The 26,374-nt window shown below is 69.2% G+C and carries 26 protein-coding genes and 1 tRNA gene; 11 read left to right on the top strand and 16 right to left on the bottom strand.

The features are described 5' to 3' along the window. Nucleotides 1-46: 46 nt before the first annotated feature. A complete protein-coding gene (locus AC07NB_RS15870; RefSeq protein ID WP_494572228.1) occupies nucleotides 47-2,815 on the bottom strand; it encodes an ATP-dependent DNA helicase in 2,769 nt (922 codons plus the stop codon). A gap of 157 nt (nucleotides 2,816-2,972) precedes the next feature. Here AC07NB_RS15870 and AC07NB_RS15865 point away from each other — a divergent pair, with 157 nt between their 5' ends. From AC07NB_RS15865 to AC07NB_RS15855, 3 genes are read left to right on the top strand one after another with little or no spacing between them, the layout of a single operon-like run. Beyond that, nucleotides 2,973-5,480 (top strand): ligase-associated DNA damage response DEXH box helicase, encoded by a 2,508-nt coding sequence (locus AC07NB_RS15865; RefSeq protein ID WP_494572197.1) that lies wholly within the window; start codon nucleotides 2,973-2,975, stop codon nucleotides 5,478-5,480. Next, a complete protein-coding gene (gene pdeM, locus AC07NB_RS15860) occupies nucleotides 5,477-6,208 on the top strand; it encodes a ligase-associated DNA damage response endonuclease PdeM (RefSeq protein ID WP_494572196.1) in 732 nt (243 codons plus the stop codon). The genes AC07NB_RS15865 and pdeM overlap by 4 nt, the downstream gene beginning before the upstream one ends. 12 nt (nucleotides 6,209-6,220) lie before the next feature. Next, a complete protein-coding gene (locus AC07NB_RS15855) occupies nucleotides 6,221-6,682 on the top strand; it encodes a hypothetical protein (RefSeq protein ID WP_494572195.1) in 462 nt (153 codons plus the stop codon). A 73-nt stretch (nucleotides 6,683-6,755) separates the two neighbouring features. On the opposite strand, the gene AC07NB_RS15850 is transcribed toward AC07NB_RS15855, so the two are convergent. Genes AC07NB_RS15850 through AC07NB_RS15835 form a run of 4 tightly spaced genes read right to left on the bottom strand, consistent with a single transcriptional unit; the run spans nucleotide 6,756 to nucleotide 9,729 of the window. Further along, complete coding sequence (locus AC07NB_RS15850; protein ID WP_494572194.1) at nucleotides 6,756-7,487, bottom strand: lysophospholipid acyltransferase family protein; 732 nt, start codon at nucleotides 7,485-7,487, stop codon at nucleotides 6,756-6,758. Between the two features lie 2 nt (nucleotides 7,488-7,489). Further along, the gene (locus AC07NB_RS15845; RefSeq protein ID WP_494572193.1) at nucleotides 7,490-8,131 is read right to left on the bottom strand and encodes a YdcF family protein; all 642 of its coding nucleotides are present in this window, start codon (nucleotides 8,129-8,131) and stop codon (nucleotides 7,490-7,492) included. A gap of 9 nt (nucleotides 8,132-8,140) precedes the next feature. Then, the gene (locus AC07NB_RS15840) at nucleotides 8,141-9,022 is read right to left on the bottom strand and encodes a cell division protein FtsX (protein ID WP_494572192.1); all 882 of its coding nucleotides are present in this window, start codon (nucleotides 9,020-9,022) and stop codon (nucleotides 8,141-8,143) included. Then, a complete protein-coding gene (locus AC07NB_RS15835) occupies nucleotides 9,019-9,729 on the bottom strand; it encodes a cell division ATP-binding protein FtsE (protein ID WP_494572191.1) in 711 nt (236 codons plus the stop codon). The genes AC07NB_RS15840 and AC07NB_RS15835 overlap by 4 nt, the downstream gene beginning before the upstream one ends. Nucleotides 9,730-9,796: 67 nt before the next feature. On the opposite strand from AC07NB_RS15835, the gene AC07NB_RS15830 reads away from it, so the two are divergent. Both AC07NB_RS15830 and AC07NB_RS15825 read left to right on the top strand, forming a co-directional pair. Then, complete coding sequence (locus AC07NB_RS15830) at nucleotides 9,797-10,771, top strand: MJ0042-type zinc finger domain-containing protein (protein WP_494572190.1); 975 nt, start codon at nucleotides 9,797-9,799, stop codon at nucleotides 10,769-10,771. Then, nucleotides 10,764-11,300, top strand: coding sequence for a phosphoribosyltransferase (locus tag AC07NB_RS15825; protein WP_494572189.1), 537 nt, complete (start codon nucleotides 10,764-10,766; stop codon nucleotides 11,298-11,300). The genes AC07NB_RS15830 and AC07NB_RS15825 overlap by 8 nt, the downstream gene beginning before the upstream one ends. A 96-nt stretch (nucleotides 11,301-11,396) precedes the next feature. On the opposite strand, the gene lysA is transcribed toward AC07NB_RS15825, so the two are convergent. Genes lysA through argH form a run of 3 tightly spaced genes read right to left on the bottom strand, consistent with a single transcriptional unit; the run spans nucleotide 11,397 to nucleotide 14,377 of the window. Then, complete coding sequence (gene lysA, locus AC07NB_RS15820) at nucleotides 11,397-12,686, bottom strand: diaminopimelate decarboxylase (protein WP_494572188.1); 1,290 nt, start codon at nucleotides 12,684-12,686, stop codon at nucleotides 11,397-11,399. 18 nt (nucleotides 12,687-12,704) lie between these two features. Beyond that, nucleotides 12,705-12,941: a hypothetical protein gene (locus tag AC07NB_RS15815; RefSeq protein WP_291835186.1), complete on the bottom strand. Its 237-nt coding sequence runs from the start codon at nucleotides 12,939-12,941 to the stop codon at nucleotides 12,705-12,707. A gap of 8 nt (nucleotides 12,942-12,949) precedes the next feature. Next, nucleotides 12,950-14,377, bottom strand: coding sequence for an argininosuccinate lyase (argH, locus tag AC07NB_RS15810; RefSeq protein ID WP_494572187.1), 1,428 nt, complete (start codon nucleotides 14,375-14,377; stop codon nucleotides 12,950-12,952). Between argH and AC07NB_RS15805 the strand changes: the two genes are divergently transcribed. After that, nucleotides 14,376-14,999 carry a TlpA family protein disulfide reductase gene (locus AC07NB_RS15805; RefSeq protein WP_291836868.1) on the top strand — a complete coding sequence of 208 codons (624 nt, stop codon included), beginning with the start codon at nucleotides 14,376-14,378 and terminating at the stop codon, nucleotides 14,997-14,999. The genes argH and AC07NB_RS15805 overlap by 2 nt on opposite strands. A 4-nt stretch (nucleotides 15,000-15,003) precedes the next feature. Here AC07NB_RS15805 and AC07NB_RS15800 read toward each other — a convergent pair whose 3' ends face one another. Both AC07NB_RS15800 and AC07NB_RS15795 read right to left on the bottom strand, forming a co-directional pair. Then, a complete protein-coding gene (locus tag AC07NB_RS15800) occupies nucleotides 15,004-15,300 on the bottom strand; it encodes a hypothetical protein (protein ID WP_494572186.1) in 297 nt (98 codons plus the stop codon). 71 nt (nucleotides 15,301-15,371) lie between these two features. Further along, nucleotides 15,372-16,427, bottom strand: coding sequence for an NAD(P)-dependent alcohol dehydrogenase (locus tag AC07NB_RS15795; RefSeq protein ID WP_494572185.1), 1,056 nt, complete (start codon nucleotides 16,425-16,427; stop codon nucleotides 15,372-15,374). Between the two features lie 129 nt (nucleotides 16,428-16,556). On the opposite strand from AC07NB_RS15795, the gene AC07NB_RS15790 reads away from it, so the two are divergent. Then, on the top strand, nucleotides 16,557-17,450 hold the full coding sequence (locus AC07NB_RS15790; RefSeq protein WP_494572184.1) for a LysR family transcriptional regulator: 894 nt from the start codon (nucleotides 16,557-16,559) through the stop codon (nucleotides 17,448-17,450). A 36-nt stretch (nucleotides 17,451-17,486) separates the two neighbouring features. After that, on the top strand, nucleotides 17,487-17,666 hold the full coding sequence (locus tag AC07NB_RS15785; RefSeq protein WP_494572183.1) for a hypothetical protein: 180 nt from the start codon (nucleotides 17,487-17,489) through the stop codon (nucleotides 17,664-17,666). 71 nt (nucleotides 17,667-17,737) lie between these two features. On the opposite strand, the gene AC07NB_RS15780 is transcribed toward AC07NB_RS15785, so the two are convergent. Together AC07NB_RS15780 and AC07NB_RS15775 are read right to left on the bottom strand one after the other, a co-directional pair. Further along, nucleotides 17,738-19,720 (bottom strand): AAA family ATPase, encoded by a 1,983-nt coding sequence (locus AC07NB_RS15780; protein WP_494572182.1) that lies wholly within the window; start codon nucleotides 19,718-19,720, stop codon nucleotides 17,738-17,740. A 223-nt stretch (nucleotides 19,721-19,943) separates the two neighbouring features. After that, nucleotides 19,944-20,020: transfer RNA gene (locus AC07NB_RS15775), tRNA-Met, on the bottom strand. Between the two features lie 213 nt (nucleotides 20,021-20,233). On the opposite strand from AC07NB_RS15775, the gene AC07NB_RS15770 reads away from it, so the two are divergent. Beyond that, nucleotides 20,234-21,475, top strand: a complete 1,242-nt coding sequence (locus AC07NB_RS15770) for a PQQ-dependent sugar dehydrogenase (RefSeq protein WP_494572181.1) — start codon at nucleotides 20,234-20,236, stop codon at nucleotides 21,473-21,475. Here AC07NB_RS15770 and AC07NB_RS15765 read toward each other — a convergent pair. The 4 genes from AC07NB_RS15765 to argB are packed head-to-tail and all read right to left on the bottom strand — an operon-like array spanning nucleotide 21,472 to nucleotide 25,204. Continuing rightward, a complete protein-coding gene (locus AC07NB_RS15765) occupies nucleotides 21,472-22,674 on the bottom strand; it encodes a GAF domain-containing sensor histidine kinase (RefSeq protein WP_494572180.1) in 1,203 nt (400 codons plus the stop codon). The two genes, AC07NB_RS15770 and AC07NB_RS15765, sit on opposite strands and share 4 nt — an antisense overlap. A gap of 45 nt (nucleotides 22,675-22,719) precedes the next feature. Beyond that, the gene (gene dapD / locus AC07NB_RS15760) at nucleotides 22,720-23,580 is read right to left on the bottom strand and encodes a 2,3,4,5-tetrahydropyridine-2,6-dicarboxylate N-succinyltransferase (RefSeq protein WP_494572179.1); all 861 of its coding nucleotides are present in this window, start codon (nucleotides 23,578-23,580) and stop codon (nucleotides 22,720-22,722) included. After that, complete coding sequence (locus AC07NB_RS15755) at nucleotides 23,577-24,278, bottom strand: pyrimidine 5'-nucleotidase (RefSeq protein WP_291836850.1); 702 nt, start codon at nucleotides 24,276-24,278, stop codon at nucleotides 23,577-23,579. Before AC07NB_RS15755 ends, dapD begins: the two co-directional genes overlap by 4 nt. Beyond that, entirely contained in the window at nucleotides 24,275-25,204 is a 930-nt protein-coding gene (gene argB / locus AC07NB_RS15750) for an acetylglutamate kinase (RefSeq protein WP_291836848.1), read from the bottom strand. Before argB ends, AC07NB_RS15755 begins: the two co-directional genes overlap by 4 nt. Before the next feature lie 40 nt (nucleotides 25,205-25,244). On the opposite strand from argB, the gene AC07NB_RS15745 reads away from it, so the two are divergent. Together AC07NB_RS15745 and AC07NB_RS15740 are read left to right on the top strand one after the other, a co-directional pair. Further along, nucleotides 25,245-25,466 (top strand): hypothetical protein, encoded by a 222-nt coding sequence (locus AC07NB_RS15745; protein WP_492311685.1) that lies wholly within the window; start codon nucleotides 25,245-25,247, stop codon nucleotides 25,464-25,466. A gap of 237 nt (nucleotides 25,467-25,703) precedes the next feature. Next, on the top strand, nucleotides 25,704-26,374 hold a 671-nt coding region (locus AC07NB_RS15740), incomplete at its 3' end, for an outer membrane protein (protein WP_494572178.1).

Here is a 26,374-nt window from a genome sequence, read left to right as displayed (position 1 = left end):
CGCCGCGCGGGCCCCGTCGGGCATGTGGACGGGGCCGGCGGCGGTTTCAAGACGACGGCTTGAGGAAGCCGCCGACCAGTTCGACCGCTTCCGCCAGCCCCATGCGCAGCACCTCGGTTCCCGGCGGCAGGCTGGCGAACAGGCGGGTGGGACAGGCGGCGTCCAGCATGACGAAGACGCCCTTGTCATCGGCCCGGCGGATCAGCCGCCCGAACGCCTGGGCCATGCGGGCGCGGGCCAGGGCGTCGTCATAGGCGCGCCCCTGCGCGGAGCTGCCGCCGAACCGTTCGCGCCGGGCCTTGTGCAGCAGGTCGGGGCGCGGCCAGGGGACCCGGTCAAAGGCGAGGATGCGCAGGGACCGCCCGGGCACGTCCACCCCGTCCCGCACCGCGTCGGTGCCCAGCAGGCAGCTGTCCTGCTCGGCCCGGAACACATCGACCAGCGCGCCGACCTCCAGCGGATCGACGTGCTGGGCGTACAGGGGGATGCCCGCTTTCGCGAGGTCCGGTCCCAGCCGCTCATAGACCGCCTTCAGCCGCCGGATGGCGGTGAACAGGCCCACGCCGCCGCCGCCCGCCGCCAGGAACAGTTCGCGCATCGCCGCCGCCGTCTGGCGCGTGTCATCCTTGATCAGGTCGTTGACGACGATGACCCGGCTGTTCTCGGCGTAGTCGAACGGGCTTTCGACCTTCAGCGTCCGCGCCGGTTCGATCAGCCGCGCCGCGCCGCTGCGCATCCGGGCCAGGTCGAACGGATCCTCCGACATCGGATCGGACAGGGTGGCGCTGGTGATCAGCACCCCGTGCGAAGGCATGACCACGGCGGCCTCCAGCGGCACGGTAGGGTCGATCCAGTGGCGGCGCAGGGCCACGTCGTGGATGCGGCCGAAGGCGGCCTCGGCCGACAGCCAGTCGACGAAGTCGGGGTCCGCCTCGCCGGTGTCGTTGTCCAGCGCCGCCAGCATGGAGCGCCAGCCGGGCAGGGTCATGCGCGCGCGCCGGTCCAGCCCGCGCAACGCCCCCTCGATGCGCGCCCGGGACGAACCGTCCAGTTCAACCGACTCATCGTCGAGGATGTCCTCCAGGTGCCGCGACAGGGCCAGCAGGGGCGCCTCGACCGCCGCCAGGGTCCTGGCCGCCTCCCGCGCCGCGTCCAGCACAGGATCGGTCACGGGACGCAGGGAGCATTCCATGCCGAACTCGATGCCGCCCGGCCCGCCGTTCTCGTTTGTCCGTGCGCGGAGTTGTTCCAGCGCCGCGACCAGGAACCGCTCGATCGGCCCGATCGGATTGACCTCGCCCGAGGCCGGGGCGATCCGTCCCGAGGCCCCTTCGCCCGGCAACTGGGCCGCCGCGTGGATGGCGTCCTGAAGCGCCTTCTGCGCCGCGTCATTGTCCGCGCACAGGTCGCCCAGCCGCTGCTCCAGCCCGCGTCCGCGCCGCCCGCGCCCCTCGGGTCCCCGGATCCAGCGGCGCAGCTCGGCCGCCTCCTGCCCGGACAGGCAGGCGGAGAAGGCGCTGTCGGCGGCGTCGAACAGGTGGTGGCCCTCGTCGAAGACGATGCGCTTCAGCGCCGCCGTCTCGCCGTCCTGCTTCAGCCCCCGCGCAGACCGGGCGCCGTCGAAGGCGGCCTGGGTCATGACCAGCGCATGGTTGGCCACCACCAGATCGGCCCGGCGGCTGGCGCGGATGGTCTTCTCGACAAAGCAGGTGCGGTAGTGGGGGCAGGCGGCGTGCACGCACTCGCCGCGCCGGTCGACCAGATTGGCCGCGCTGGCCTGCTGGCTGGCGGGGGTGGCGAACAGGCCGGGCAGCCAGCCGGGATAGTCGCCGCCGGTCATGTCGCCGTCGCGCGTATGCAGGGCCCAGCGCCCGGCCAGCGCCATGCCGATCAGGTCGCCGTTCCCCAGCTGGGCCGCCTGCACCATGTCCTGCAGGTTCAGCAGGCAGAGGTAGTTCTCGCGCCCCTTACGGACGACGGCCTTCCTCTTGCGTTCGGCCGGGTCGGGCCACAGGGCGGCGCTCTCGCGGTCGATCTGGCGCTGCAGGGCGCGGGTGTAGGTCGAAACCCAGGCCGCGCCCTGATTGCGCTCGGCCCACAGCGAGGCCGGGGCCAGATAGCCCAGGGTCTTGCCGGTGCCGGTGCCGGCCTCGGCCAGCAGCACGCGCGGCCGGCCCTCCTCGTTTCGGGGCGAGAAGGCGTAGGCGGCCTCGGCCGCATAGTCGGACTGGGTCGGTCGGGTCTCGTCCAGCCCAGAGGCCTGCAGCAGCTTCTCCAGCCGGATGCGGGCGCTCTCGGAATCGACCGGGGCCGAGCCGGCCTCGCCGCGCGGCGCCTCGTCCTCCCACTCGGCCAGCCGGGACCAGACATCGAGGCCGCTGCCGCGATACTGGCGCGCGCGCAGCGGCTGGTGCTGCAGGGCTCCCGCCACCCGCCACGACCAGCTCCAGCCCGCCCGGGCCAGGGTCTCGTTCAGGGTGAAGGCGTCCTCGCGGTGCGGATAGGCGGGATCGGCCAGCTCCTTCAACAGGCCCAGCGCCGCCTCGCGCAGGGCCACGGCCTGGGCCTCCGCCCCCTTGGGCTCGCTTTGTCCCATGGCCAGGGCCAGCCCGCTCGGCGACGGGGCGCAGAACCGCGCCGGCCGCACGAAGGCGAACAGCTCCAGCACGTCCAGCAGGTCTTCCGACCGCGACGGCGGCGCGAGGCCGAGCCGCCGCCCTGTCAAACTGGCGTGGGCGACCATCACGGGACCGGTGGTGAAGACCCCCTCGGCGGCGCCGCGCCCGATCCTGCGCGCGCCCTCGTCGTCGCACATCGCCCCCGCCCCCGGCGGCACGGCCAGGGCGGCGGGCAGGGCCAGCCACGGCTCGTCGCCGGTCACGGCGCTGGAGGAGGTGAGGGAGTCGGTGGACACGGTCCCTAGATAGTCGACAAGCAGGTGAAACGGAACGGGAACATGCTATATCCCCTTCGTGACGTCCGCCGCCGTTCCCGCAACGCTTCCGCCGCTTTTCGCCGACTGGTTCGCGTCGCGCGGCTGGGCGCCGCGTCGGCATCAGCTGGAGATGATCGCGGCGGCGCAGGCCGGGTCGCACGCCCTGCTGGTCGCGCCGACCGGCGGCGGCAAGACGCTGGCGGGCTTCCTGCCTTCCCTGATCGAGCTGGCGGAGCGGGGACCCAAGCCGGCGACCGGGCCGGGCAGCGGGGTGCACACCCTCTACCTGTCGCCGCTGAAGGCCCTGACCACGGATGTCGAGCGCAACCTGATGACGCCGATCCGCGAGATCGGGCTGAACATCCACGTCGAGAGCCGCACCGGCGACACCAAGCAGAGCAAGCGCCAGCGCCAGCGCGACTTCCCGCCCGACATCCTGCTGACCACGCCCGAGCAGCTGGCCCTGTTCTGCGCCTGGGACGGCGCGCGCAGCTATTTCGCCGACCTGAAATGCGTGGTGCTCGACGAGGTGCACGCGATCTGGAGCGGCAAGCGCGGCGACCTGCTGTCGCTGGGGCTGGGCCGGCTGCAGAAGTTCGCGCCGGAGATGCGGCGGGTGGCCCTGTCGGCGACGGTGGACGATCCGGAGATGATCGCGGGCTGGCTCAAACCCTCCTCCGAAGCCCCCGTGACCATCGTCCGCGGCGATCCCGGCGCGCCGCCGGTGATCGACGTGCTGATCTCCGAGGGGCATGTGCCGTGGGCCGGGCACACGGGCCTCCATGCGATGCCCGAGGTCTATGACGCCCTGCGACGGGCGGGGATGACCCTGATCTTCGTCAACACCCGCTGGCAGGCCGAGTTCGTGTTCCAGCAGTTGTGGGCCATCAATGAGGACAGCCTGCCCATCGCCCTGCACCACGGCTCGCTGGCGGCGGAACAGAGGCGCAAGGTCGAGGCGGCCATGGCGCGGGGCGACCTGAGGGCGGTGGTCTGCACCTCGACGCTGGACCTGGGCATCGACTGGGGCGACGTGGACCTGGTCATCCAGCTGGCCGCGCCCAAGGGGGCCAGCCGGCTGGTGCAGCGCATCGGCCGGGCCAACCACCGGCTGGACGAGCCCAGCCGCGCCCTGATGGTCCCCGCCAGCCGGTTCGAGATGCTGGAATGCCAGGCCGCGCGCGAGGCGGTGGCCGAGAACGCCTTCGACTGGGAGCCGGTGCATACCGGCACCCTCGACACCCTGGCCCAGCACATCATGGGCTGCGCCTGTTCAGAACCCTTTGTCATGGATGATCTGTATGCGGAGGTTTCCGCCTGCGGCCCCTATCGCGGCCTGACCTATGCGCAGTTCGAGGAGGTGGTCGATCTGGTCGCCACCGGCGGATACGCGCTGCGCACCTATGACCGGTTCGCCCGCATCGTCCGCACCCACGAGGGGAAGTGGACGGTGCGCAACGCCGCGCTGGCCCAGAACCACCGCATGAACGTCGGGGCCATCGTCTCTGCCGCCAACCTGAACATCCGCGTCGCCAGCCGGCGGGGCCGGCAGCTGATGGGCGGCCGCAAGATCGGCGAGGCCGAGGAGTGGTATTTCGAGCAGATGTCGCCCGGCGACACCTTCGTCTTCGCCGGTCAGGTCTGGGCCTTCCAGGGCATCGCCGGGACGGACGCCCTGGTCACCTCCGCCGTCGACAAGGACCCGAAAATCCCGTCCTACGGCGGCTCCAAATTCCCGCTGGGCACCTCCCTGGCCGAGCGGGTGCGCGACATGGTGCAGGACCGCGACCACTGGCGCGTCCTGCCGCCGGACGTGCAGGAATGGCTGGAGCTGCAGGCGGTCCATTCGCGCATTCCCAAGGCGGGCGAACTGCTGATCGAGACCTTCCCGCGCGGCAACCGCCATTTCCTGATCGCCTATCCGTTCGAGGGACGGCTGGCGCACACGACCCTGGCCATGCTGCTGACCAAGCGGCTGGACCGGCTGGACGTGGGGCCGCTGGGCTTCGTGGTCACCGACTATTCGCTGGCCGTCTGGTCGATCCGGCCGATGGACGCGCTCGATTTCGACGCCCTGTTCGAGCCCGACATGCTGGGCGACGACCTGGAGGCCTGGCTGGAGGAAAGCTTCATGATGAAGCGCAGCTTCCGCAACTGCGCCCTCATCTCGGGCCTGATCGAGCGGCGCCAGCCGGGGGCCGAGAAGACCGGGCGGCAGGTGACCTTCTCGACCGACCTGATCTACGACGTGCTGCGCCGCCACCAGCCCGACCATCTGCTGCTGCGCACCGCCCGGGCCGACGCCGCCTCGGGCCTGCTGGACGTGGCCCGGTTGGGCCAGCTCCTGAGCCGCATCCACGGCCATATCGCGCACCAGCGGCTGGATCGTCCGTCGCCCTTCTGCATCCCCGTGCTGGTCCAGATCGGGCGCGAGCGGGTCGGCGGCGGCGCGGCCGAGATCATCCTGTCCGAACGCGGGCTCGATTTCGCCGAGGAGACCCTGATCGCCGAGGTCATGGCCACCGCGCCGGAGGGCGTGGCGTGAACGCCGCCCTGCGCGAAACCCTGTCCCCCTTCCGCCACCCCTGCGGCGGGCTGAAGGTGCGCATCGCCGGCGAGGCCTGCCTGCTGCGCTGCTCGGGCGCGTTGTGGGTGGTCGAGCATCGCACCCTGATCGCCTCCGACCTGCACCTGGAGAAGGGCTCGGCCTTCGCGGTGCGCGGCCAGATGCTGCCGCCCTACGACAGCCCCGCCACCCTGGCCAAGCTGGAGTCCGAGATTGAGGCCCTGGATCCGGCCCGCGTCGTCCTGCTGGGCGACAGCTTCCACGACGCCAAGGCGGTCAATCGTCTGTCTACGGATGATCGCGACCGACTGGTCCGGCTGGCCGTCGGGCGCGACTGGATCTGGCTGGAGGGCAACCACGATCTGGTGGCGCTGGCGGGCGCGCTGGACGCCCTGCCGGGCCGGGTCGTGACGACCATGGACCTCGGCGCCCTCCGCCTGATCCACGAGCCCCAGCCGGGCGAACAGCCGGGCGAGATCGCCGGCCACCTCCACCCCGCCGCCCGCGTCGCCGCCTATGGCCGGGGCGTGCGCCGCCCCTGCTTCGTCACTGATGGGCAAAGGCTGGTCATGCCCGCCTTCGGCGCCTTCACCGGCGGTCTGGATGTCAGGGATGTGGCGGTGGCGGGGCTGTTCAGGGAGCCGCCGATGGTCGCGGCGCTAGGGCGGGACAGGGTGCATGCGCTGGCGTGGGAGAGCCTGCGCTAATAGGTTGAGGCCATGACCAGACTGTCCGTGATCGCCGCCCTTCTGCTCACTGCCTGCGCGCCGACAGCGGTCCAGGTGCAAGGTGACGCCGCCATCCTACCCGGCAGCGCGGCGAAGCAGATGCTCGTGCAGTGCTCTCGTGAGGCGCCCGAGCCAGGCGAGGGTACGTGGGTCCCCGATTGGTCGGACATCGCGGCGCTGGAGGCCGCCTTGCCCGAAGCACTGGCCGGCCGCAGCGAGACCGGAGCGTTCGGCCACCGAAAGCCTCCGGAGGGGTGGAGCCGGCAGTACGTGGGCCTGGTCCGGGACGGCCGCCGTTTCGTCTACGGCAGCTTCTTCCCCACCGGATCCGGGGTCGAATCGTCGCCTGACGAGGTCGTGAGAATCTGCGACGGCGGCCCCGCCTTCTTTGGGGTCGAGTTCGATGTCGGCGCCCGGCGCTTCACTCACCTCGCCTTCAACGGCATGGCCTGACAGGTCCGCGCCGCTGCGGAGTCGGGCTGGGTCCGCCGTTGCCGGTCACAGTAGCCGGCAGTGGGGCAGACCGTCAGGCGGTGAGCCGGGCAGGACGATCTTCGGGCAACAGGGCGTTGGAGGCCGTCTCGATCTGCTCTTCCAGCTGCGCCATGAACTCGGCCCGCTTCAGGCCGGCGGGGATGACGGGCAGGAACTCGTAGATCACCACGCCCGGATAGCGGCGGAAGCCATGGGCGGGCCAGTGGACGCCGGAGTTGGTGGCGATGGGGGTGCAGGGCGCATCCAGGTCGCGGTACAGGGCCGCGATGCCGGGCTTGTAGTCGGGAGCGGCGCCGACCTCGGCGCGGGTGCCCTCCGGGAAGATCAGGATCTGGCGGCCCTCGGCGAAGCGGGCGCGGGCCTGTTTGACCATGTCCTTCAGCGCCTTGGCGTGGGCCGAACGGTCGACGGCGATCATCTTCGTCTTCCAGGCGAACCAGCCGAAGAAGGGCAGGGGCATCAGCTCCTTCTTCATGATGAAGCAGTTGTCCGGCAGGACCGCGAACGGGGCGATGACGTCGAGCATGCTCTGGTGCTTGCCGGCCAGCAGGGCGGCGCCGGCCGGGCGGTGCTCCAGTCCGTGGAACTCCACCTTCACCCCGGCGATCCAGCGCAGGCCGAACAGGACGAATTTCGACCACCCCCGGATCACCCACATGGCCGGGCGGTAGGGCAGCAGAAGCATCGGCGACAGGCCGACGGCGAACAGGGCCATCGAGAGGTACAGCCAAGCGACGAAGACGAGCGAACGCAGGGTGGTCACGATCAGGCGGCCTTTTCTTGCGGCGCGGCCTCGGTCGATGCGTCGTCGGCCGGACGGCCTTCGCCGGTGATCTTGCCCACGGCGACGCGGCCCAGGGCGGCGAGGTATTTCACGTATTCCAGCGTCATGCGCCGGGCGGTCACGGCCGCCCGCCACCAGCGCGAATTGTCGAGCGACGGCGTCTCGACCGCATAGGCGGTCAACTGGACCCCCGGGGCGGCGGCGCGGATCTCGGTCAGGGCGCGGGCCATGTGGTAGTCCGAGGTCACCACGATCAGGCTGTCATAGCCCTTGGCGTCGGCCCAGGCGGCGATCTCCTGGGCGTTGCCGACGGTGTCCTCCGCCTCGAAGCCCAGATCGACGCAGCAGTTGAACAGGCGGTTCGAACCCGGGGTCAGGGCGCGCAGTTCCTGGCGGCGGACCTCGCGGTTGACGCCCGAGATCAGGACCCGGCGGCCCTTGTCCTGCTCCAGCAGGCGAATGGCGGCGTTGACCCGTTCGGCCGACGGGCCGGTCAGGGCCACGATGGCGTCGGCGCGCTCGGGCTCGGGCGCGGGCGTATAGCCGCGCACGCGTTCGGCGAACACGAACAGGCCGATCAGCCAGATCAACGCCAGAATGGCGATGAAAGTCAGAAACTTCATGCCCTTAGCCTACCCGCGGAGCCGCAGTCGCGCCAGCGCGGTGAAGCGCGCCGCGACAAGCGCCACCGTAGCCGCCAACAGGGGACATGGCGAGAGGATGAGCACGTCGGTCCAGGCCACCGGCAGGGCGGGCGACAAGCCCTCGCTGCCGCCCAGCAATCGCAGGGCAGAGGCCGCTCCCATGGCCGCCAGCGCCCCCGCCGCGCCTGCGCCCGCCGCCAGCAGACCGTAGCGGCGCTGGTACAGGCCCGCGATGCGTTCGTCCGAGGCGCCGTTCAGGCTCAGGGTCTCGATCACCGCCGCCTGAGCCGCCATCCCGGCGCGGGTCGCATAGGCGACCGCCGCGCCCGCCGCGCCCGCCGTCAGCAGGAAGGCCAGGGCCGCCAGCACGGTGATCAGGCCCGCCGACCGCTCCGCCTCGCCGCGCCACAGGCTGTGATCGTCGACCGTGGCGTCCACCCCCGCCTGGGCCAGGGCGCGGCTCAGGCTGACAGCGCTGGCCGGAGCGTCGCGGTCCAGCCGGACGGTGACCAGATAGGGCAGGGGCAGGTCGGGCAGGACGGCGTCGCCGATCCAGGGCCGCAGCAGGGCCTCCGCGGTCTTGCGGTCCATGGCCTCGGCCTCCTCGACGCCCGTGACCCCGGCCAGGGTCTCGGCGGCGCGGGCGGCGGCGGCGTCGCCGGTCTCGCCCACGCGCGGGCGCACCTGCACCGTCGCCTCGGCCCGCAGAGCCCGGGCCCAGCCGTGCGCCGCCCGATCCGCGGCCAGGGCCCCCACGGCGGACAGGCAGGCCAGGAAGCACAGCACGGCGATCACCGCGGCCAGCCAGGGCTCTCCGCCCGTGTCGCGGGGCAGGATTGGCGTGCGTTGGGGGAACCAGCGGTCGATCATGCGGCGCCTCCGGTCAGCCGGCCGCCGTCCAGCGTCAACAACGTCGCCCCGGACCGCGCGGCCAGATCGGCGTCATGGCTGGCGATCAGGACGGTGGTCCCCAGCCGGTTCATGGACTGGAACAGCTTCAGCAGCCGCCCGGCCATGACGGCGTCGACATTGCCGGTCGGCTCGTCGGCCACGATCAGCTCCGGCCCCGTCACCACGGCGCGGGCGATGGCCAGGCGCTGCTTCTCCCCGCCCGACAGGGCCGGGGGCCGCGCGTCCAGCTTCTCGCCCAGCCCGACCCATTCCAGCATCTCGTGGACATTGTCGGCGTAGTCGGCGGTCTTCGCCCCCGCCAGCCGCAGCGGCAGGGCCACATTCTCCCAGGCGCTGAGGTGGTCCAGCAGACGGAAGTCCTGGAAGATCACGCCCATCCGGCGACGGAAGGCGGGCAGGTCCGCGCGCCGCGCCGTCCCCGCCTCCTCGCCGAACAGCTCCAGCGACCCGGACTGTGGCTGTTCGGCCAGCGTCAGCAGCTTCAACAGCGTCGTCTTTCCCGCGCCCGACGGCCCGGTAAGGAAGTGGAAAGAGCCGGCAGGCAAAGTCAGGTTAACGTCCCGCAGCACGCCGGGCGTCTCCACGTAGCCGAAACCCACCCCGCGAAGGCGGACGGTGGCGGGCGACGAGGCGGCATCGGCGGCGCGACGGGGCTGGACGGACATCGAATTCTGGATCGGGACGCGGCTGGGCCGCGACGGGAGGGGGCGAAGAGCCTCGCAGTCGGCGCACATGATACTGACCTGCCCGTCCTGCGCCACCAGCTATTTCACCCCGGACGATGCGATCGGGGCGAACGGCCGCACCGTGCGCTGCAAGACCTGCAAACACACCTGGCGCGCCACCCTGGACGAGCCCCTGGAACTGTCCGCGGCCATGCCTGAGGAGCCGTCCAGCTTCGCCCGCCACGACGACTCCACCACCGAATCACTGGCCGAGACCCCGGCCCCCGAACTGCCCAAGGCCTTCCGCGCCCGCGCCGAGCAGCAGCGCCGCCTGCGCCGCGCCGCCACCCACGGGGTGGTCTGGGCGGGCGTGGCCTCCGGCTTCGCCGCTCTGCTGGGCGCCGCCTGGCTGTTCCGGGTCGATGTGGTCGAGATGGCTCCGCGCACGGCGGCGGCCTACGCCGCCGTCGGCCTGACCGTGAACCCCACCGGGCTGGACTTCGAAGCCGTCACGGCCCGCCCCCTGCCCAATGATCCGGGCAAGGTCCTGGTCTCCGGCGCCCTGCGGAACGTGCGGGACAACGAGCGGATCGCCCCGCCGGTCCGCGTCGCCCTGCTGGACGCCCACGGCGCGGAGATCGGCTACGCCATCGTCGATATCGACGCCGCGCCGGTTCTGCCCGGCAAGGTGCAGGGCTTCGCCGCCGTCATCCCCGACCCGGGCGCGCGTGGCCAGGGCATCGACGTCGACTTCGTGCTGGAGCCCGCGCCCAGGGCCGCCCCGGCCCATGTGGAGGCGGCGCCCGCGCCCGCCCATCCGCCTCTCCGGCCGCCCCCTCCCGCCGCGCCCGCGTCCGCGCACGGTCCGGCGGCGCACACGATTCCGGTCTCCGCCGATGTCGGCCTGCGTCCGGCCCTGACGCCCGGGGCGACCGTCCCGCTGGACATGCGCCCGGTCGACGCCGTGCCGCTGGCTATGGAAGACGGTGCGCCCCCTCTCGACTCGCACGCCCCGAGGGCGGTATCGGCGGGGCATGGCTGACACCACACCGACGACGCCCACCGTGCTGCTCCCCGAGGCGGAGGTGCAGCGCATCGTCGCCGACCTCGCCACGCAGATCGCCCCCGTCATCGACGACGAGACCGTCGCCGCCGTCCTGCTGACCGGCGGGCTGTGGTTCGCCGCCGACCTGACCCGCGCCCTGTCGCGCATCGGCCGCAACGTCCGCTTCGACGCCCTGTGGCTGGCCTCCTACGGCGACGAGCAGTCCAGCCGAGGCAAGATCGACGTCTACGCCGACTTCCAGCGCTCCATCGAGGGCCGCCGGGTCCTCATCGTCGACGACGTCTTCGATACGGGCCTGTCTCTGGCCGAGGCGGTTCGCATCGCGAAGGCGAAGGGGGCATCGGAAGTCCTTACCGTCGTCTTCGCCAAGAAGCCCTGGCCTCTGCCCCGCGCCCCCGAGCCCGACTTCGTAGGCTGGGACGCTCCGAACCGGTTCCTGGTCGGGTATGGGCTGGACAATGCGGGCGCACTGCGCGGCCTGCCGGACGTGTGCGCGCTGGACTGAAGGCAGGTAGGCAGTAGGCAGATAGGCGGTAGGGCCGGGGTATCAGGTCTGGGCTCGAAATCCCTACTGCCTATGCCTACCTGCCTACTGCCCTCTTCAAAGCCATTCCGCCTTCGGCTCGCGCGCCCACATTTCGTCGTAGCTCGGACGCGGCCTTACGACTGCCCAGCGCTCGCCGTCCACCAGCGCCTCCGCCACCAGCGGCCGCGAGTTGTACTCGCTCGACAGCACCGCCCCGTAGGCGCCGGCGCTGAGGAAGGCGACCAGGTCCCCCGCCTGCAGCGGCGCCAGCATCCGGTCGCGTGCGAAGATGTCCGTCGACTCGCAGATCGGTCCCACGAGGTCATAAAGCCCCGCCTCGCCCTGGCGCGGCTGGACCGGCACCAGATCGTGGAAGGCGTCGTACAATGCGGGCCGCATCAGGTCGTTCATCCCGGCGTCCAGCACCAGGAAACGGCGCCCATCCGCGCGCTCATTGACCTGGATCACCCGGCTGACCAGCACGCCCGCGTTGGCGGCCAGCAGGCGGCCGGGCTCGAAGGCCGCCTCGACCTCCAGCCCGTCCAGCACGCGGGCGCACATGGCCGCATAGTCGGCGATGGACGGCAGGTCCGTCTGACCGTGATAGGGCACGCCCAGCCCGCCGCCGAGGTCCAGCCGCGTGACGGCGCAGCCCTTGGCGCGCAGCGTCTCCACCACGCCGCGGATGGTGCGGAAGGCCGCCTCCATCGGGGCCAGGTCGGTGATCTGGCTGCCGATATGGCAGGCCAGGCCGACCGGCGTCACATGGGCCGAGGCGGTGGCGCGGACATAGAGGGCGATGGCCTCCTCGACCGGCACGCCGAACTTGTCCGTCGCCCCGCCGGTGGTGATCTTGGCGTGGCCGCCCGCGCCGATGTTCGGATTGACCCGCACGGCGATGGCGGGCGCGGCGTCCTTCGCCGCCGCGACTGCGATCAGCCGGTCCAGCTCGGCGCCGCTCTCGACATTGATCTGGCGTACGCCGGTCTCGATGGCGAAGGCCAGTTCGGCGTCGGTCTTGCCCACGCCCGAGAAGATGATCCGGTCCGCCGGAATGCCCGCCGCCAGCGCGCGGCGGATCTCGCCCTCCGACACCGTGTCGGCGCCGCAACCCAGCTTCGCCAGCGTCGCCAGCACCGACAGGTTGGAATTGGCCTTCACCGCGAAGGCGATCAGGGCCCCATCCTTGCTGAAACCGCCCAGCGCATCGCGATGCGCGTCCACCGCCTGGCGCAGCAGATTGTAGTGCCGGGTCAGGGTGGCGGTCGAATAGACATAGACCGGGGTGCCGACGGCTTCGGCGATCTCGGACAGGGGCGCGCCTTCGGCGTGCAACGCGCCGTCGATCAGGTCGAAATGGTTCAATTCGCTATCCGGGGAGGATCAGCGCGGGCTGTTGCCGGCGCCGTCGAAGGGGGTCGAGCCGGGACCGCCGTCGATCGGCAACTCGCGGTTCGGGCGGTTGACCGTGGCGGGCTCCGGCAGGCCGGGCGCGCGGCCGCTGCGTTCGCTACGCTCGGTCTTCTTGGCGGGCGGGGCGTCCAGATCGGCCATGCGGCCGCAGGCCGAGGCGGAGACCGCGATCAGGGCGGCGACGCCCGCGAGAACCAGCTTTTTCATGAAATCCCCTAGAGACGCATCTTCCATTCGGCGACCCGCGTCCGGACCTGATCCGGCGCGGTTCCCCCGAAGCTTTGGCGGCTGGCGCAGGAGGCCTCAGGCGAGAGCACCTTGTACACCCCTTCCGTCACGCCGGGATGCAGCTTCTGCAATTCTTCCAGCGGCAGTTGCGACAGGCCCACGCCCAGGGTCTCGGCCCGCTTCACCGCCGCACCGGTGACGTGGTGCGCCTGGCGGAACGGCAGGTTCAGCTCGCGCACCAGCCAGTCGGCCAGGTCGGTCGCGGTCGAGAAGCCGGCGCCGGCCGCCGCGGCCATCCGCTCCGTGTTCGGAATCAGGGCCGCGACCATGGCCGTCATGGCGCCCAGCGCCAGGTCCAGGGCGTCGAAGGCCTCGAACACAGGCGGCTTGTCCTCCTGCATATCCTTCGAATAGGCCAGCGGCAGGCCCTTCATCACCGTCGACAGGGCCACGAACGAGCCGATGATCCGCCCCGTCTTGGCGCGCACCAGTTCGGCGGCGTCCGGATTGCGCTTCTGCGGCATGATCGACGAGCCGGTGGTCAGGTCGTCGGGCAGGCTGGCGAAACCGAACATCGGCGTCATCCAGATCACGATCTCCTCGGCCAGCCGCGACAGGTGTCCGGCGGTGATCGAGGCGGCGGCCAGGCTTTCCAGCGCGAAGTCGCGGTCCGACACGGCGTCCAGCGAATTGGCCATGGGCCGGTCGAAGCCCAGCGCCGAGGCGGTCATGTGCCGGTCGATGGGGAAGGGCGACCCCGCCAGGGCCGCGGCGCCCAGCGGGTTCTCGTTCATGCGCGCGCGGGCGTCGGCGAAGCGCCAGGCGTCCCGCCCGAACATCTCGACATAGGCCATCAGGTGATGGCCCAGGGTCACCGGCTGAGCCGTCTGCAGATGGGTGAAGCCCGGCATCAGGTCGCCGGCGTGCTGTTCGGCCCGGGCCAGTAGGGCCTTCTGCAGGCCCTTCAGCTGCACCACCTGCCGGTCGCAGGCGTCGCGCACCCACAGGCGGAAGTCCGTCGCCACCTGGTCGTTGCGGCTGCGCGCGGTGTGCAGCCGGCCCGAGGGTTCGCCGATCAGCTCGGCCAGCCGGGCCTCCACATTCATGTGGATGTCCTCGAACTGGTCGCGGAACGGGAAGCTGCCCTCGCGGATCTCGTCCTCGATGGCGTCCAGCCCGCCCTGGATGGCGTCGGCGTCCGCCTGCTGAATGATTCCCTGCGCCGCCAGCATGCGGCAATGTGCGCGCGACCCGGCCAGGTCCTGGGCCCACAAACGCTGGTCCACGCCGATGGAGACGTTGATCGCCTGCATGATTTCGGCGGGTTTCGCCGAGAAGCGGCCGCCCCACATGTCTTGACCTTTCGCGCCCTGAGGGGCTTTGGTCGCGGGATCGGAGGGCGTCTGGTCGGGCATGAAGATCTCGAAGGCGATAATCGGCGCGATTGCGGGCGTGCTGCTGATCGGCGTGATCGGCGGCGCGGCGCTGCTATACGCCAAACCCGGCCTGATCGACAAAGCCGCAACGCCCGAACCCGCCGCGAAAAGCGAACTGGCCCGTTTCGCGACGGGCTCCATCGCCCGGCTGGAGACCCCGGCGGCGCTCGAAGACGCTCCGGTCTATGTGTTCAAGACCCGTGAGGGCGCCGATACGCGCCTGTCCGACTTCCGCGGCAAGGTCGTGGTGGTGAACCTGTGGGCCATGTGGTGCGCGCCCTGCCGCACCGAGATGCCGACCCTGGCCCGGCTGGCCGAAAGCTACGTCGGCAAGGACGTGGTCGTCCTGCCGATCAACGTCGACGCCACGCCGGACGCCATCGCCGACGCCAGGAGCTTCATCGACGTGCACGAGCCCCTGCCGATGTACAGCGATCCGAAATTCCAGCTGCCCTTCGAACTGCCGGGCAAGGGCAAGATGCCCCAGACCGTCCTGCTGGATCGCCAGGGGAAGATCCGGGCCTACTTCTCGGGCGAGGCCGACTGGGCCAGCCCCGAAGCCAAGGCGTTGATCGACGCCCTGCTGGCGGAGCCGGCCTGAGGCGTTAGTTGCCGCGGGTGTCGCGGGCCGTCTCGGCCTTCTGGTCGTCCGCCTTCTCAGCCAGCTTGTCGGTGGCCTCGTCCACTTCCTGAGCCGCTTCCTGCGCCCCGGCCGAGATGGCCGAGCCGACCTGCGCGGCTTCTTCCTTGAGCGCCGATCCGGCTTCCTGCGCCGCCTGGCCGGTATCGGCGGCGGCTTCGTTGGCGTCGGCCTGGGCGTCGTCCTGTTCCGCCTGGGTGCAGGCCGCAGCGCCCAGCGACAGGGCGGCGATGGCGGTCAGGGCGGCGATACGGATGCGCATGGGATGTGTCCTCCAGCGTTGAACCTGAGCGGTTAACGCCGCGCCGCCCCGACCGGTTGCCGATGCGGCTATCAGGCGGCCGGAGCGTCCAGCGACGCCATGTCGATGACGAAGCGGTAGCGGACGTCGGACTTCTCCATTCGGTCGAAGGCGTGGTTGATCTCGTCCATTCGGATCATCTCGACGTCGGGCAGGATGTTCTTCTCGGCGCAGAAATCGAGCATCTCCTGCGTCTCGCGGATGCCGCCTATGGGCGAGCCGGAGACCCGGCGGCGCGCCAGCAGCAGCGGCAGGGTCGACATCTCCTCCATCGGACCCAGCTGGCCGACGATGACCAGGGTCCCGTCGATGTCGAGCAGCGGCATATAGGGGTTGAGGTCGTGCTTGACCGGCACGGTGTCGATGATCAGGTCCAGGCTGTTCGCCGCCGCCCTCATCGCCTTGGCGTCGCTCGACACCAGCAGTTCGTGCGCCCCCAGTTCCTTGGCGTCGGCTTCCTTGTCGGCCGAGCGGCTGAGCACGACGACATGGGCGCCCAGGCCCACGGCCAGCTTGACCGCCATGTGGCCGAGGCCGCCCAGGCCGATGACGCCGACGCGGCTGCCTTCCTTGACGCCCCAGGTCTTCAGCGGCGACCAGGTGGTGATGCCGGCGCACAGCAGGGGCGCGGCCGCGGCCGGATCGAGGCCTTCCGGCATCCGCAGCACGAACTCCTCGCGCACCACCAGGGCCTTGGAGTAGCCGCCGTAGGTCGGCTCGCCCGTGATCCGGTCCTTGCCGTTGTAGGTCTGGGTGTTGCCGTGGCGGCAGAGCTGCTCTTCGCCCTTGTCGCACTGGTCGCAGTGCTGGCAGCTGTCGACCATGCAGCCGACGGCGACGCGGTCGCCTTCCTTGAATTTCTTCACGTCAGGCCCGACGGCGGTGACGACGCCGACGATCTCGTGGCCCGGCACGACCGGATAGGACGACCAGCCCCAGTCGTTGCGCGCCTGGTGCAGGTCGGAGTGGCAGACGCCGCAGTACTGGATCTCCATCTGGACGTCGTTGCCGCGCAGCTCGCGGCGGTCGAACGCCCACGGAGCCAGCGGCGAGGTCGTGGACTGGGCGGCGTAACCGATGGTCTTCATGGGGCGATCTCTCAGCAGCGGACACGGAGCCGGCGGCGCGCCGTCTCCGTCGATGACGGCAAGATAGGCCGCGCGGGCGGCGGCGAGTAGACGCTATGATCGGCATGAACCTATGAACGGAGTTCATCAATGAAGCGGGACGAACTGGGCGACCTGGCCGCCTTCATGGCCGTGGCCGAGGAGCGCAGCTTCACCAAGGCGGCCTCCCGGCTGGGCACGTCCCAGTCCGCGCTCAGCCACACCGTCCGCCGGCTGGAGACCCGGCTGGGCCTGCGCCTGCTGACGCGCACCACCCGCAGCGTGTCGCCGACCGAGGCGGGCGACCGTCTGCTGCAGACCCTGCGCCCCGCCTTCGCCGACATCGAAACCCGCATCGAGGCCCTGGGCGAGCTGCGCGACAAACCGGCGGGCACCATCCGCATCAACACCGGCGAACACGCGGCGCACAGCATCCTGTGGCCAGCCCTGAAGCGCTTCATGCCCCTGTATCCGGACGTGAAGGTCGAGATCACGACCGAGCTGGGCTACGCCGACATCGTCGAGCGCCGCTTCGACGCCGGGGTCCGCCTGGGCGAACAGGTGGCCCGCGACATGGTCGCCGTCCCCATCGGCCCGGACGTCAACATGGTGGTCTGCGGCGCCCCCTCATGGTTCGCCGCGCATCCGAAACCTGTAACGCCGCACGACCTCAACGACCACGCCTGCATCAACCTGCGCCTGCCGACCCGCGGCGGCCTCTACGCCTGGGAGTTCGAGAAGGACGGCCGCCAGCTCAACGTCCGCGTCGACGGCCCGCTGATCTTCAACGACATGGTCCTGGTCCAGAAGGCGGCCGAGGCGGGCATGGGCCTGGCCTTCCTGATGGCCGACGTCGCCGCCCCCGCCATCGCCGAGGGCCGCCTGATCCCGGTGCTGGAGGACTGGCGTCCACCCTTCCCGGGGTATCACCTCTATTATCCCAGCCGCCGCCAGCCGACCCCGGCCTTCAGCCTGCTCGTTGAGGCTTTGCGGTATCGCGGTTAGTTTATTTTCATCCGGCTGAAACTTGGCGGCAGCCTCATGCGTCTGAACGGCATGAACAATCTCCGGACCGCCCCCGAAGTCCGCCGCGAGATGGCCGCCCTGATCGCCGACGCCGTCGCCGAGCCCGACGACGACCGCCGCCGCGCCCTGCTGGTGCTCGCGGATCACTGGGCGGATATGCTGCGGCGGCGGGTGGGGAGCGCACCAAGCCGGTAACTCGGGAGCAGGGTACTCGCGGGTAGCTAGAACGATGATCTAGCGAGACAGTTTTTCGGGTTACTCCGAAATTAGATGGCGTCTTGAGTCGCGATCGCGACGAACGCTTCCGAAATTGGTTTTGGGCAAAATTGTGGGAAGTCCCGCAGCACCAAATCAATGATCGCCTTCGTTAGCTTTCCCCGGCCCGATGACCACTTGGTCAAGTGTTTGTGCGATTCAACCAAGTGGGTCTCTAAGGCATGCCCATTCATGGTAAGAAGGCTTGCGCGAACGCGTGTTTCAATCCCGCCCCACATTTCTTCGCGGACTGACGCGTCCTCTGGCTTCACCTTCGGAAGGGGGCGCTCAACTGCATCCACAATTGTTTGCAGCTCGTCGCTTGTGAGGCTGCCAAGAGCTGAGAAGGTGCCGCAGTATCCTGGCAGATCGACACCGTCGCGGAGTAGCAGAGCGCCTACCAATAGTGGATGAAGCAGCGCATTTTCCAGCGAATGATGTGTGCCATGGCCGAGTACCAAGATGTGATCGTCAGGTTCGTTTTGACCATCCCAGTCAATCAACCCGTAAACTGACTTGTTTCCCGACCGGGAGAGTTCCGAAACAACTCTCCGAACAGCAGCGCAGCCTGTTCCGGCTTCTGTCCTGTCGGGCCGGCGTACCCCGGTTGGCATAAAGCTAAGAGCCCTAGGAAGCTCCAGAAGCCCCTTGAGGATCGCGACGAGTGCATCATAGCAGGCGGCGTCGGTATCGCTTTCTACGAACACCTGTCGGCGACCCGAGAAGTCTACCGACAGTGTTGGTACGCCGACGGTAAGGCGGTTCAGAGCAAGCTGCTTTGTGACTTTCTGTGGTGCGCCGACACCGAAGTTCAGTTCGAACAAACTATCATCGGGCGCGAGCGCCACCGTGGTGGGCGAGTGGGTCGCGACGATGCAAGCCGCTCCTTCTTTCGCGACCAAGCCTTCTTGGATCGCGCCAAGCCAACGATTTACCATTTCTGGATGAAGCGACGCGTCCATCTCATCCAGAAGGAGAAGCTTGGGCTTCCGCACGGTTACTCTCAGAGGATCGAACGGAAACAGTGAGAGTGCGAAACGCAGGAGAACTCGTTCTCCCGACGAAAGCATGGTTGGCTGGACCTCTGCTCCATTGTCCCTGCGCGCTAGGCGGAACTCGACCTTCGCCCGGCCGTGGTGTGGCGGCGGTTGTACCGCGTAGTTTAGACCGAAAGAGGCGAGTATATCGTTCAATACCAGCCAAGGTGGAGGGCCGAATTTCCGATCAAACTCGTCGCGTTTCAGAAACGTGGAAGAATCATCACCTTCCTCGAACGCGATCCGATTCAAATTATTATCGATCTTGGCGTCGCGATAAGCCGAGAAGACTTGGGTAATTGCAGGTGAATATGCTGAATGCTCGCCCCAGATGCCCCGCTCCCGAAGATCTTCAGGCGTAACCTGAAGGGCGGACTTTTCCAAAATGCTTGCTGCGGCCCGCACCGCGGCTCGAAACTGACCGGTGGCAGTTTTTGGGTCTGGGATCATCATCAGCCTGGCTTCTGCATCCTGAAATGCCATCCGGACTGCGGTCTCGGCTTCTCCGGTCACGCCTAGCCGTTGAACTGTCTCGTCAGCTCCCCGGCACCACATCAAGCTTCTGGGGCCGATCAGCTTGCTAACATCGACGTGAGGTGTCCGAAGGAGGTTCTGCCAAGCTGGAGCAGTCGCCTCGTCATGTAGGTGGTGGAAACGTGTGACCTCGACTCGCTGACTATTTATCGTGCGATTTGGCAGGAAGCCTGGCTCTACCGGTTCGAACTTCAAAGGCTCAGACGAGCCATGCTCCAGTCGCACTACGTCGTGCATTGGGCTGGTGGCCTGATCTCCATCGAAGTTGGGGAACAGATCGACCGCAATAGCGCCGCTGCTGATTGCTTGGAGGAACTGGCTTTTGCCACTGCCGTTGACGCCGGTTAGCACCATAAACGACGGAACTTCCACCGCCGCGAAGGTTGGAATCGAAAGGTAGGGATGGCGCCCGCGGAGTCTCATTTCACCCACCCGTCGGGTCGCGTCCAACAGTTTTGCTGGATCAGAGGCGACCTCACGAACCTCCGTCAGCGCGTCCCTGACATCATCCTCGATAGCGTGGCCATCACCGTGTCACAAGCAATCCCAATCCTAGAACGTCTCGTGAACATGATCCTGGATTCGTTCCTGTCCCATGCAAGGAGCCGCGCTCGGATGGCTGGATCGAGAGATTGCATTGGAAAAATGGTGGCTGGAGGCGGGCTCGAACCGCCGACCTGTGGGTTATGAATCCACCGCTCTAACCAGCTGAGCTACCCAGCCCCAATTGACGAACCGTCACTCGAGTCCCGGCGGGAACTGGTTTGTCCGCCGGAGAAGAGGCGTGCCTATAGACACAGGCGGGGGCGGGATCAAGTCGCCTCGAAAGCGGCTTTCCAACGGGGCGATGCGCCGCATCCCCGTGACGCCGGAAGCGGGGAACGGTAACGGTCGGGGCGTCGTTTCGCCGCCGATCGATTTTCCGGGAGTCTGACCATGCGCCTGCCCGCCCTCGCCGCCGCCGTTTCCGCCCTCACGCTCGCCGCCGCCTGCGGGGCCAACGGCCAGGACGAGCCCGCCGCCGCCCAGAATAATGGAGGGGCCGGCGGCCCGCTGGAGACCCGCCCCGCGAACGGGGCGAGCCAGCAGCCGGCCTTCCCCGGCCAGACCCGCGCCCCCGGCGTGCGCACCGAGGCGGCGCTGACCCAAGCCGTGGTCGCGTCCGGACTGGATCACCCGTGGGGGCTGGCCCTGCTGCCGGACGGCCGCTGGCTGGTGACCGAGAAGCCCGGCCGCCTGCGCATCGTCACCGCCGACGGCCAGGTGGGCGAACCCATCGCGGGCCTGCCCGCCGTCGATGCGCGCGGGCAGGGCGGTCTGCTGGACGTCGCCGTCGGCCCGACCTTCGGGCAGGACCGATTGATTTACTGGAGCTACGCCGAACCGCGCGAGGGCGGCAACGCCACCGCCGTGGCGCGCGGCCGCCTGTCGGACGACGGGGCCCGCGTCGAGAACGTGCAGGTCATCTTCCACGCCCTGCCCACCTATGACGGCGACAAGCATTTCGGCTCGTCCCTGGCCTTCGCCCCGGACGGCAAGCTGTTCATCACCCTGGGCGAGCGCTCGGACAAGCCGATGCGGCCGCAGGCCCAGGACCTGGGCTCGCACATGGGCAAGACCATCCGCATCAACGCCGACGGGACCGTGCCGTCCGACAATCCCTTCGTGGGCCGCGCGGGCGCCCTGCCGGAAATCTGGTCGCTGGGCCACCGCAACATGCAGGGCGTCGCCATCGCCCCGAACGGCGACGTCTGGACGGTCGAGCACGGCACCCGGGGCGGCGACGAGATCAACCTGGACCGGGCGGGCGTCAACTACGGCTGGCCGGTCATCGCCTATGGCGTCGAATATGCGGGCGGGGCGATCAACGAGGGCGTCACCGCCCGCGAGGGGCTGGAACAGCCGGTCTACTACTGGGACCCGGTCATCGCGCCGGGCGGCATGGCCTTCTACCAGGGCGCCATGTTCCCCGGCTGGCGCGGCAACCTGCTGGTCGCGGGTCTGAAGGAGAAGCGCATCTCGCGCCTGGTGCTCCGGAACAACCGCGTGGTCGGCGAGGAGTATCTGCTGACCGACCTGGGCGAGCGTGTCCGCGACGTGGCCGTGGGCCCGGACGGCGCCGTCTGGGCCGTCACCGACGAGGCGAACGGCAAGCTGGTCCGGCTGTCGAAGGGCTAGGCCGGCATCCGGAAGGTGAATCGGGTCTCGGTCTCGTCCGAGGCCACGTCGATCCGGCCGCCGTGCGCCAGCGCGATCTGCGAGGCGATGTAGAGGCCCAGGCCCAGGCCCTCGCGCACCTCGCCGGGTTTCAGCCGGCTGAACGGCTTGAACAGTTCGGCCCGCGCGCTGTCGGGGATGGGCGCTCCGGTGTTGGCGACGGACAGGACGAAGTCCTCGTCGTCGATGCCCGCCTGTACGGACACCGGACCCGACGGATCGCCGTGGCTCAGGGCGTTGCCCAGCAGGTTGGACAGCAGCTGACCGATACGGTCCGGGTCGCAGGCCACGGGCCGGTCCAGCGCCAGCTCGGTCACGATCGCGCGGCCCGCATGGCCGGAGCGCAGTTCGCCGATCACCTGCTCCAGCACCGGCTCCATCCGCACCCGGCGTCGCGGCGCCACCGGCAGGCCGCCGCCCAGGCGGCCGCGGGCGAAGTCCAGAACGTCGTTGATCAGCCGGCTCATGCGCCGGCCGCTGTCCTGCATCTGGTCGACGATGCCCAGGGCCTGATCGCTGAGCGGGGTCTTGCGCAGCAGCGCCGCGCCCGCCTGGACGGCGGCCAGCGGGTTGCGCAGGTCGTGGCCCAGCACGGCGATGAACTGGTCCCGCAGTTCGGCGGCGTCGCGCTCGTCCAGCAGGGCGGCCTCGGACCGGGCCAGCCGATCCTCGGCGTCCATCTGCACCGAGATCAGCTGGGCGAACAGGCGGAAGGTCTCCACCGTCTCCGGCTTGGAGGCGTTGTGCGGGTTCGGATCGATGGCGCACAGGGTGCCGAAGAAGCTGCCGTCCGACCGTATGATCGGCATGGAGATGTAGCTTTGCAGGCCGTAAGTCCGGGGCGTGTGGTGGTCGGAGTACAGCGGGTTTTCCGCCGCGTGGTCGAAGACGATCACCTCGCGGCTGTCGCGGACCTCGTCGCACAGGGTGGTCTTCACGGGCAGCTCGCCGCCCACGCCCAGGCCGAAGCCGATCTCGTCGCGCACGGCGCAGGCGATCCAGCGATCCTCGGTGACCCGGGCCACGGCCGCATAGCCCATGCCCGTGATACGGCAGCAGACCTCGAGGATGGACGGCACGGCGTCTATGCGCGCGATCGCCGCCGCCTCATCCAGCAGCGGGTCGTTCTGTACGCCGCCGGACGTGGGTTTCGCTGACATTTCCACACTATAGCCGCGCTTCCACGCGGCTGGCGAATCCGGTCTTCAGTCGCGCAGCAGCTCATTCACGCCGGTCTTGGCCCGGGTCTGGGCGTCGACGCGCTTGACGATGACGGCGCAGTACAGGCTGGGACCGCCGTTCGGATCGGGCAGGCTGCCCGGCACCACGACCGAATAGGCCGGGACTTCGCCGCGGAAGACCTCGCCGGTCGCCCGGTCGACGATCTTGGTCGAGGCGGACAGATAGACGCCCATGGCCAGGACGGCGCCCTCGCGCACGATCACGCCCTCGGCCACCTCGGCGCGGGCGCCGATGAAACAGCCGTCCTCGATGATGGTCGGATTGGCCTGCAGGGGCTCCAGTACGCCGCCGATGCCGGCGCCGCCGGACAGGTGCACGTTCTTGCCGATCTGGGCGCAGGAGCCGACGGTGGCCCAGGCGTCGACCATCGAGCCTTCGTCCACATAGGCGCCGATGTTCACGAACGACGGCATCAGGACCACGTTCCTGGCGATATAGGCGCCTTGGCGGGCCACGGCGCCCGGGACGGCGCGGAAGCCGGCCTTGTCGAAATGCGCCTCGGTCCAGTGGGCCCATTTGACCGGCACCTTGTCCCAGTACGGCCCCGGCGTCGGGTCGCTGACGCCCATGGTCGCCCCGATCGGCGCGCCCATGCGGACGTTCGGATTCAGCCGGAAGGACAGCAGCACCGCCTTCTTCAGCCACTGATGGGTCGTCCAGACGCCGTCCTCGCCGCGCGAGGCGACGCGGGCCTCGCCCGAGTCCAGCAGGGCCAGGGCCTGTTCAACGGCGTGGCGGACTTCGCCGTGGGTGGCGGTGGAGACATTGGCCCGGTCGTCCCAGGCGGCCTCGATGACGGCTTCCAGTTGGGCGCGGTCGGTCACGGGCGTGTCTCCTCGGGGAACAGGTCGGTCAGGAAGTTCAGCAGATCGGGCGCGATATGGTCGATGTGCGGACCCAGCGGGCGGCCGTGGCCGTCGCCGATCAGGACCGTGCGCATGCCCAGCGCCTTGCCCGGCGCCAGGTTCTGCGGCGTGTCCTCGAAGAAGACCGCCGAGGCCGGGTCGATGTCGAACGCGTCCAACAGCCGGCGGAAGGTCGCGGGCGCGGGCTTGGGCACCAGGTCCATGTCCTCGATGGCGAAGACGCCGTCGAAGCGGTCGGTGATCCCGATCCGCGCCAGCACCCGGTCCGCATGGAAGCGGGCGCCGTTGGTGAAGACGAATTTCCGTCCGGGCAGCCGGTCCAGCATGTCGGCCAGCGCGGGATTGGGCTCCAGCGAGTCCAGCGGCACGTCGTGGACGTCGCGCAGGAAATGCTCGGGATCGACGGCGTAGTTGGCCATCAGCCCGGCCAGGCTGGTGCCGTACTCATGCAGGAACGACTTCTGAAGGACCAGCGCCTCGTCCTTGGGCAGGCCGACGGCGTCGATGATGAAGGCGTTGATGCGCGCCTGCACCAGGGCCATCACCCCCTGTTCCTTCGGATACAGGGTGTCGTCCATGTCGAAGATCCAGCTCCCGACGCCCGACCAGTCGTCGGCGTTCGGAACCGCGGTCAGGGCCTCCGCGGCTTGGGTCACCCGGCTTTCACCAGGGTGCCGGCGCCGTATTCGGTGAACAGCTCGACCAGCATGGCGTGGGGGCGGCGGCCGTCCAGGATGACCACGGCCTCGACCCCGGCGCGCACGGCGGCCATGGCGGTCTGCAGCTTGGGGATCATGCCGCCGGTGGCGACGCCTTCCTCGATCAGGCGCGAGGCCTCGCCCACGGTCATCTGGCGGATGATGTCACCGTCCGCGCCCCTCACCCCGGGCACGTCGGTCAGCAGCAGCATGCGCTTGGCCTTCAGCTCGCCGGCGATGGCGCCGGCGATGGTGTCGGCGTTCACATTATAGGTCTGGCCGTCCTCGGCGACGCCGATGGGGGCGATGACGGGCACCCAGTCGTCCGTTTCCGAGGCGATCAGGCCCCGGATCAGCTTGGCGTCGACCTTGGTCGGGTCGCCGACGAAGCCGAGGTCGACCTCGTGCTCGATCATGCTGTCCGGGTCGCGCTTCTTGCGGGAGGTCTTCTTGACGGTCAGCAGGCCGGCGTCCTTGCCCGACAGGCCGATGCCGCGCACGTCGGCCTCCTTGCCCGCCATGGTGATCCAGTGGGCGATTTCCTTGTTCACCGCGCCGGACAGGACCATTTCGGCCACCGCCATGGTGTCGGCGTCGGTGACGCGCAGGCCGTCGACGAAGTTCGACTTCACCCCGGCCTTGTCCAGCATGGCGCTGATCTGCGGACCGCCGCCGTGCACCACCACCGGGTTCACGCCCATCAGCTTGAGCAGGACCACGTCGGCGGCGAACTGCTTGGCCACGGCGGTTTCGCCCATGGCGTGGCCGCCGTACTTTATGACTACGGTCTCGCGGTCATAGACCTGGATATAGGGCAGGGCCTCCGCCAGCGTCTTCGCTGTGGCCCAGCCGCGTTCCTCGGATTGCCGTTCGGTCTCGTCCATCGTGAGCGGCTCCCTAAAGCCAAGCCCGCGGCCTGTCATCATGAAACCGGACCCGGCGCGGGCCGTTCCGCTCTTTATGAACGAGCATGAGATCGATGATCGCGACCTGACGCCGACCAGTCCGGTCGATCCGGCCTCGCTGCAGCACCCGGATGCGACCCTGTGTCCGGAGTGCCAGGGGGCGGGCGCCACGGCGTCGGGCGAGACCTGTCCGGTGTGCGAGGGCACGGGAAAAGCCACCGGCCGCACCGGCGGCGGCTGAGATATCCCGCCTGCGCGGCCTGATTATCCGCTGGCGGATGGTTCGGTTGTCGTGTCGTTCATCGTTCGCAACCTCCCCCGGCGGAAAGATCATTCAGCCCTGTAACTTGTCGGTCACGCTGAACATTGTTCTGTCACGCACTGTCTCGACCTTGGCGGATGGGGCTGTTATGAAAGCTTAGCGGCGCTCCTTTTTGCACCGCACTGAATTCATCCTGGCTGCGGAGGGCATCCACCAATGCGCGTTAAGACTTTCATTCTGGCGTCGAGCGCCGCCGGGGCCCTCGCCCTGTCGGCCGGTGTCGCCGCGGCTGAGCCGAACGGCTGGTACGGGGCGATCGACGCCGGGTACCACACCATCGACGACCTGGAACTGGTGTCGCAAAACGCCGGTCCGCAATTCAACTTCGAAGTTGAAGACAGCTGGGCGGCCTTCGCCCGTCTGGGCTACCGGTTCAACGAGAACTGGCGTGTGGAACTCGAAGGCGGCTACCGTGACGGTGGCGACTTCGGTTCGGTCACGAACGCCAACTCGGCCTCGCCGCTGACCGGCGTCTGCAATCTGACCCCGGCGACCGGCCCCTGCGCCGATCCGAGCGGTGAGATCAAGTCGACCACGATCATGGCCAACGTGATCTACGACTTCGGCGACGAGTCGTGGGCCTTCCGTCCGTTCATCGGCCTGGGCGCCGGCGTGAACATCGTCAACACCGAGTTCATCGGTTCGTTCGGCGGCTTCCGCACCACCAGCTTCGGCGCGGACGACACCTCGACCAAGCTGGCGGCGCAAGCCATCGCCGGCGTGGCCTGGGCGATCGGTGATCGGGCCCACCTGGACCTGACCTACCGCTACCTGATGTCGAACATGGAGTTCGCCTCCTTCGTCAGCCCGGTCAACGCGACCAACAC

This window comes from Brevundimonas sp. GW821-FHT09G01 (assembly GCF_059416065.1).
The sequence above is the reverse complement of the archived record's forward strand: the minus strand, read 5'-3'. Positions and strand labels throughout refer to the sequence as shown.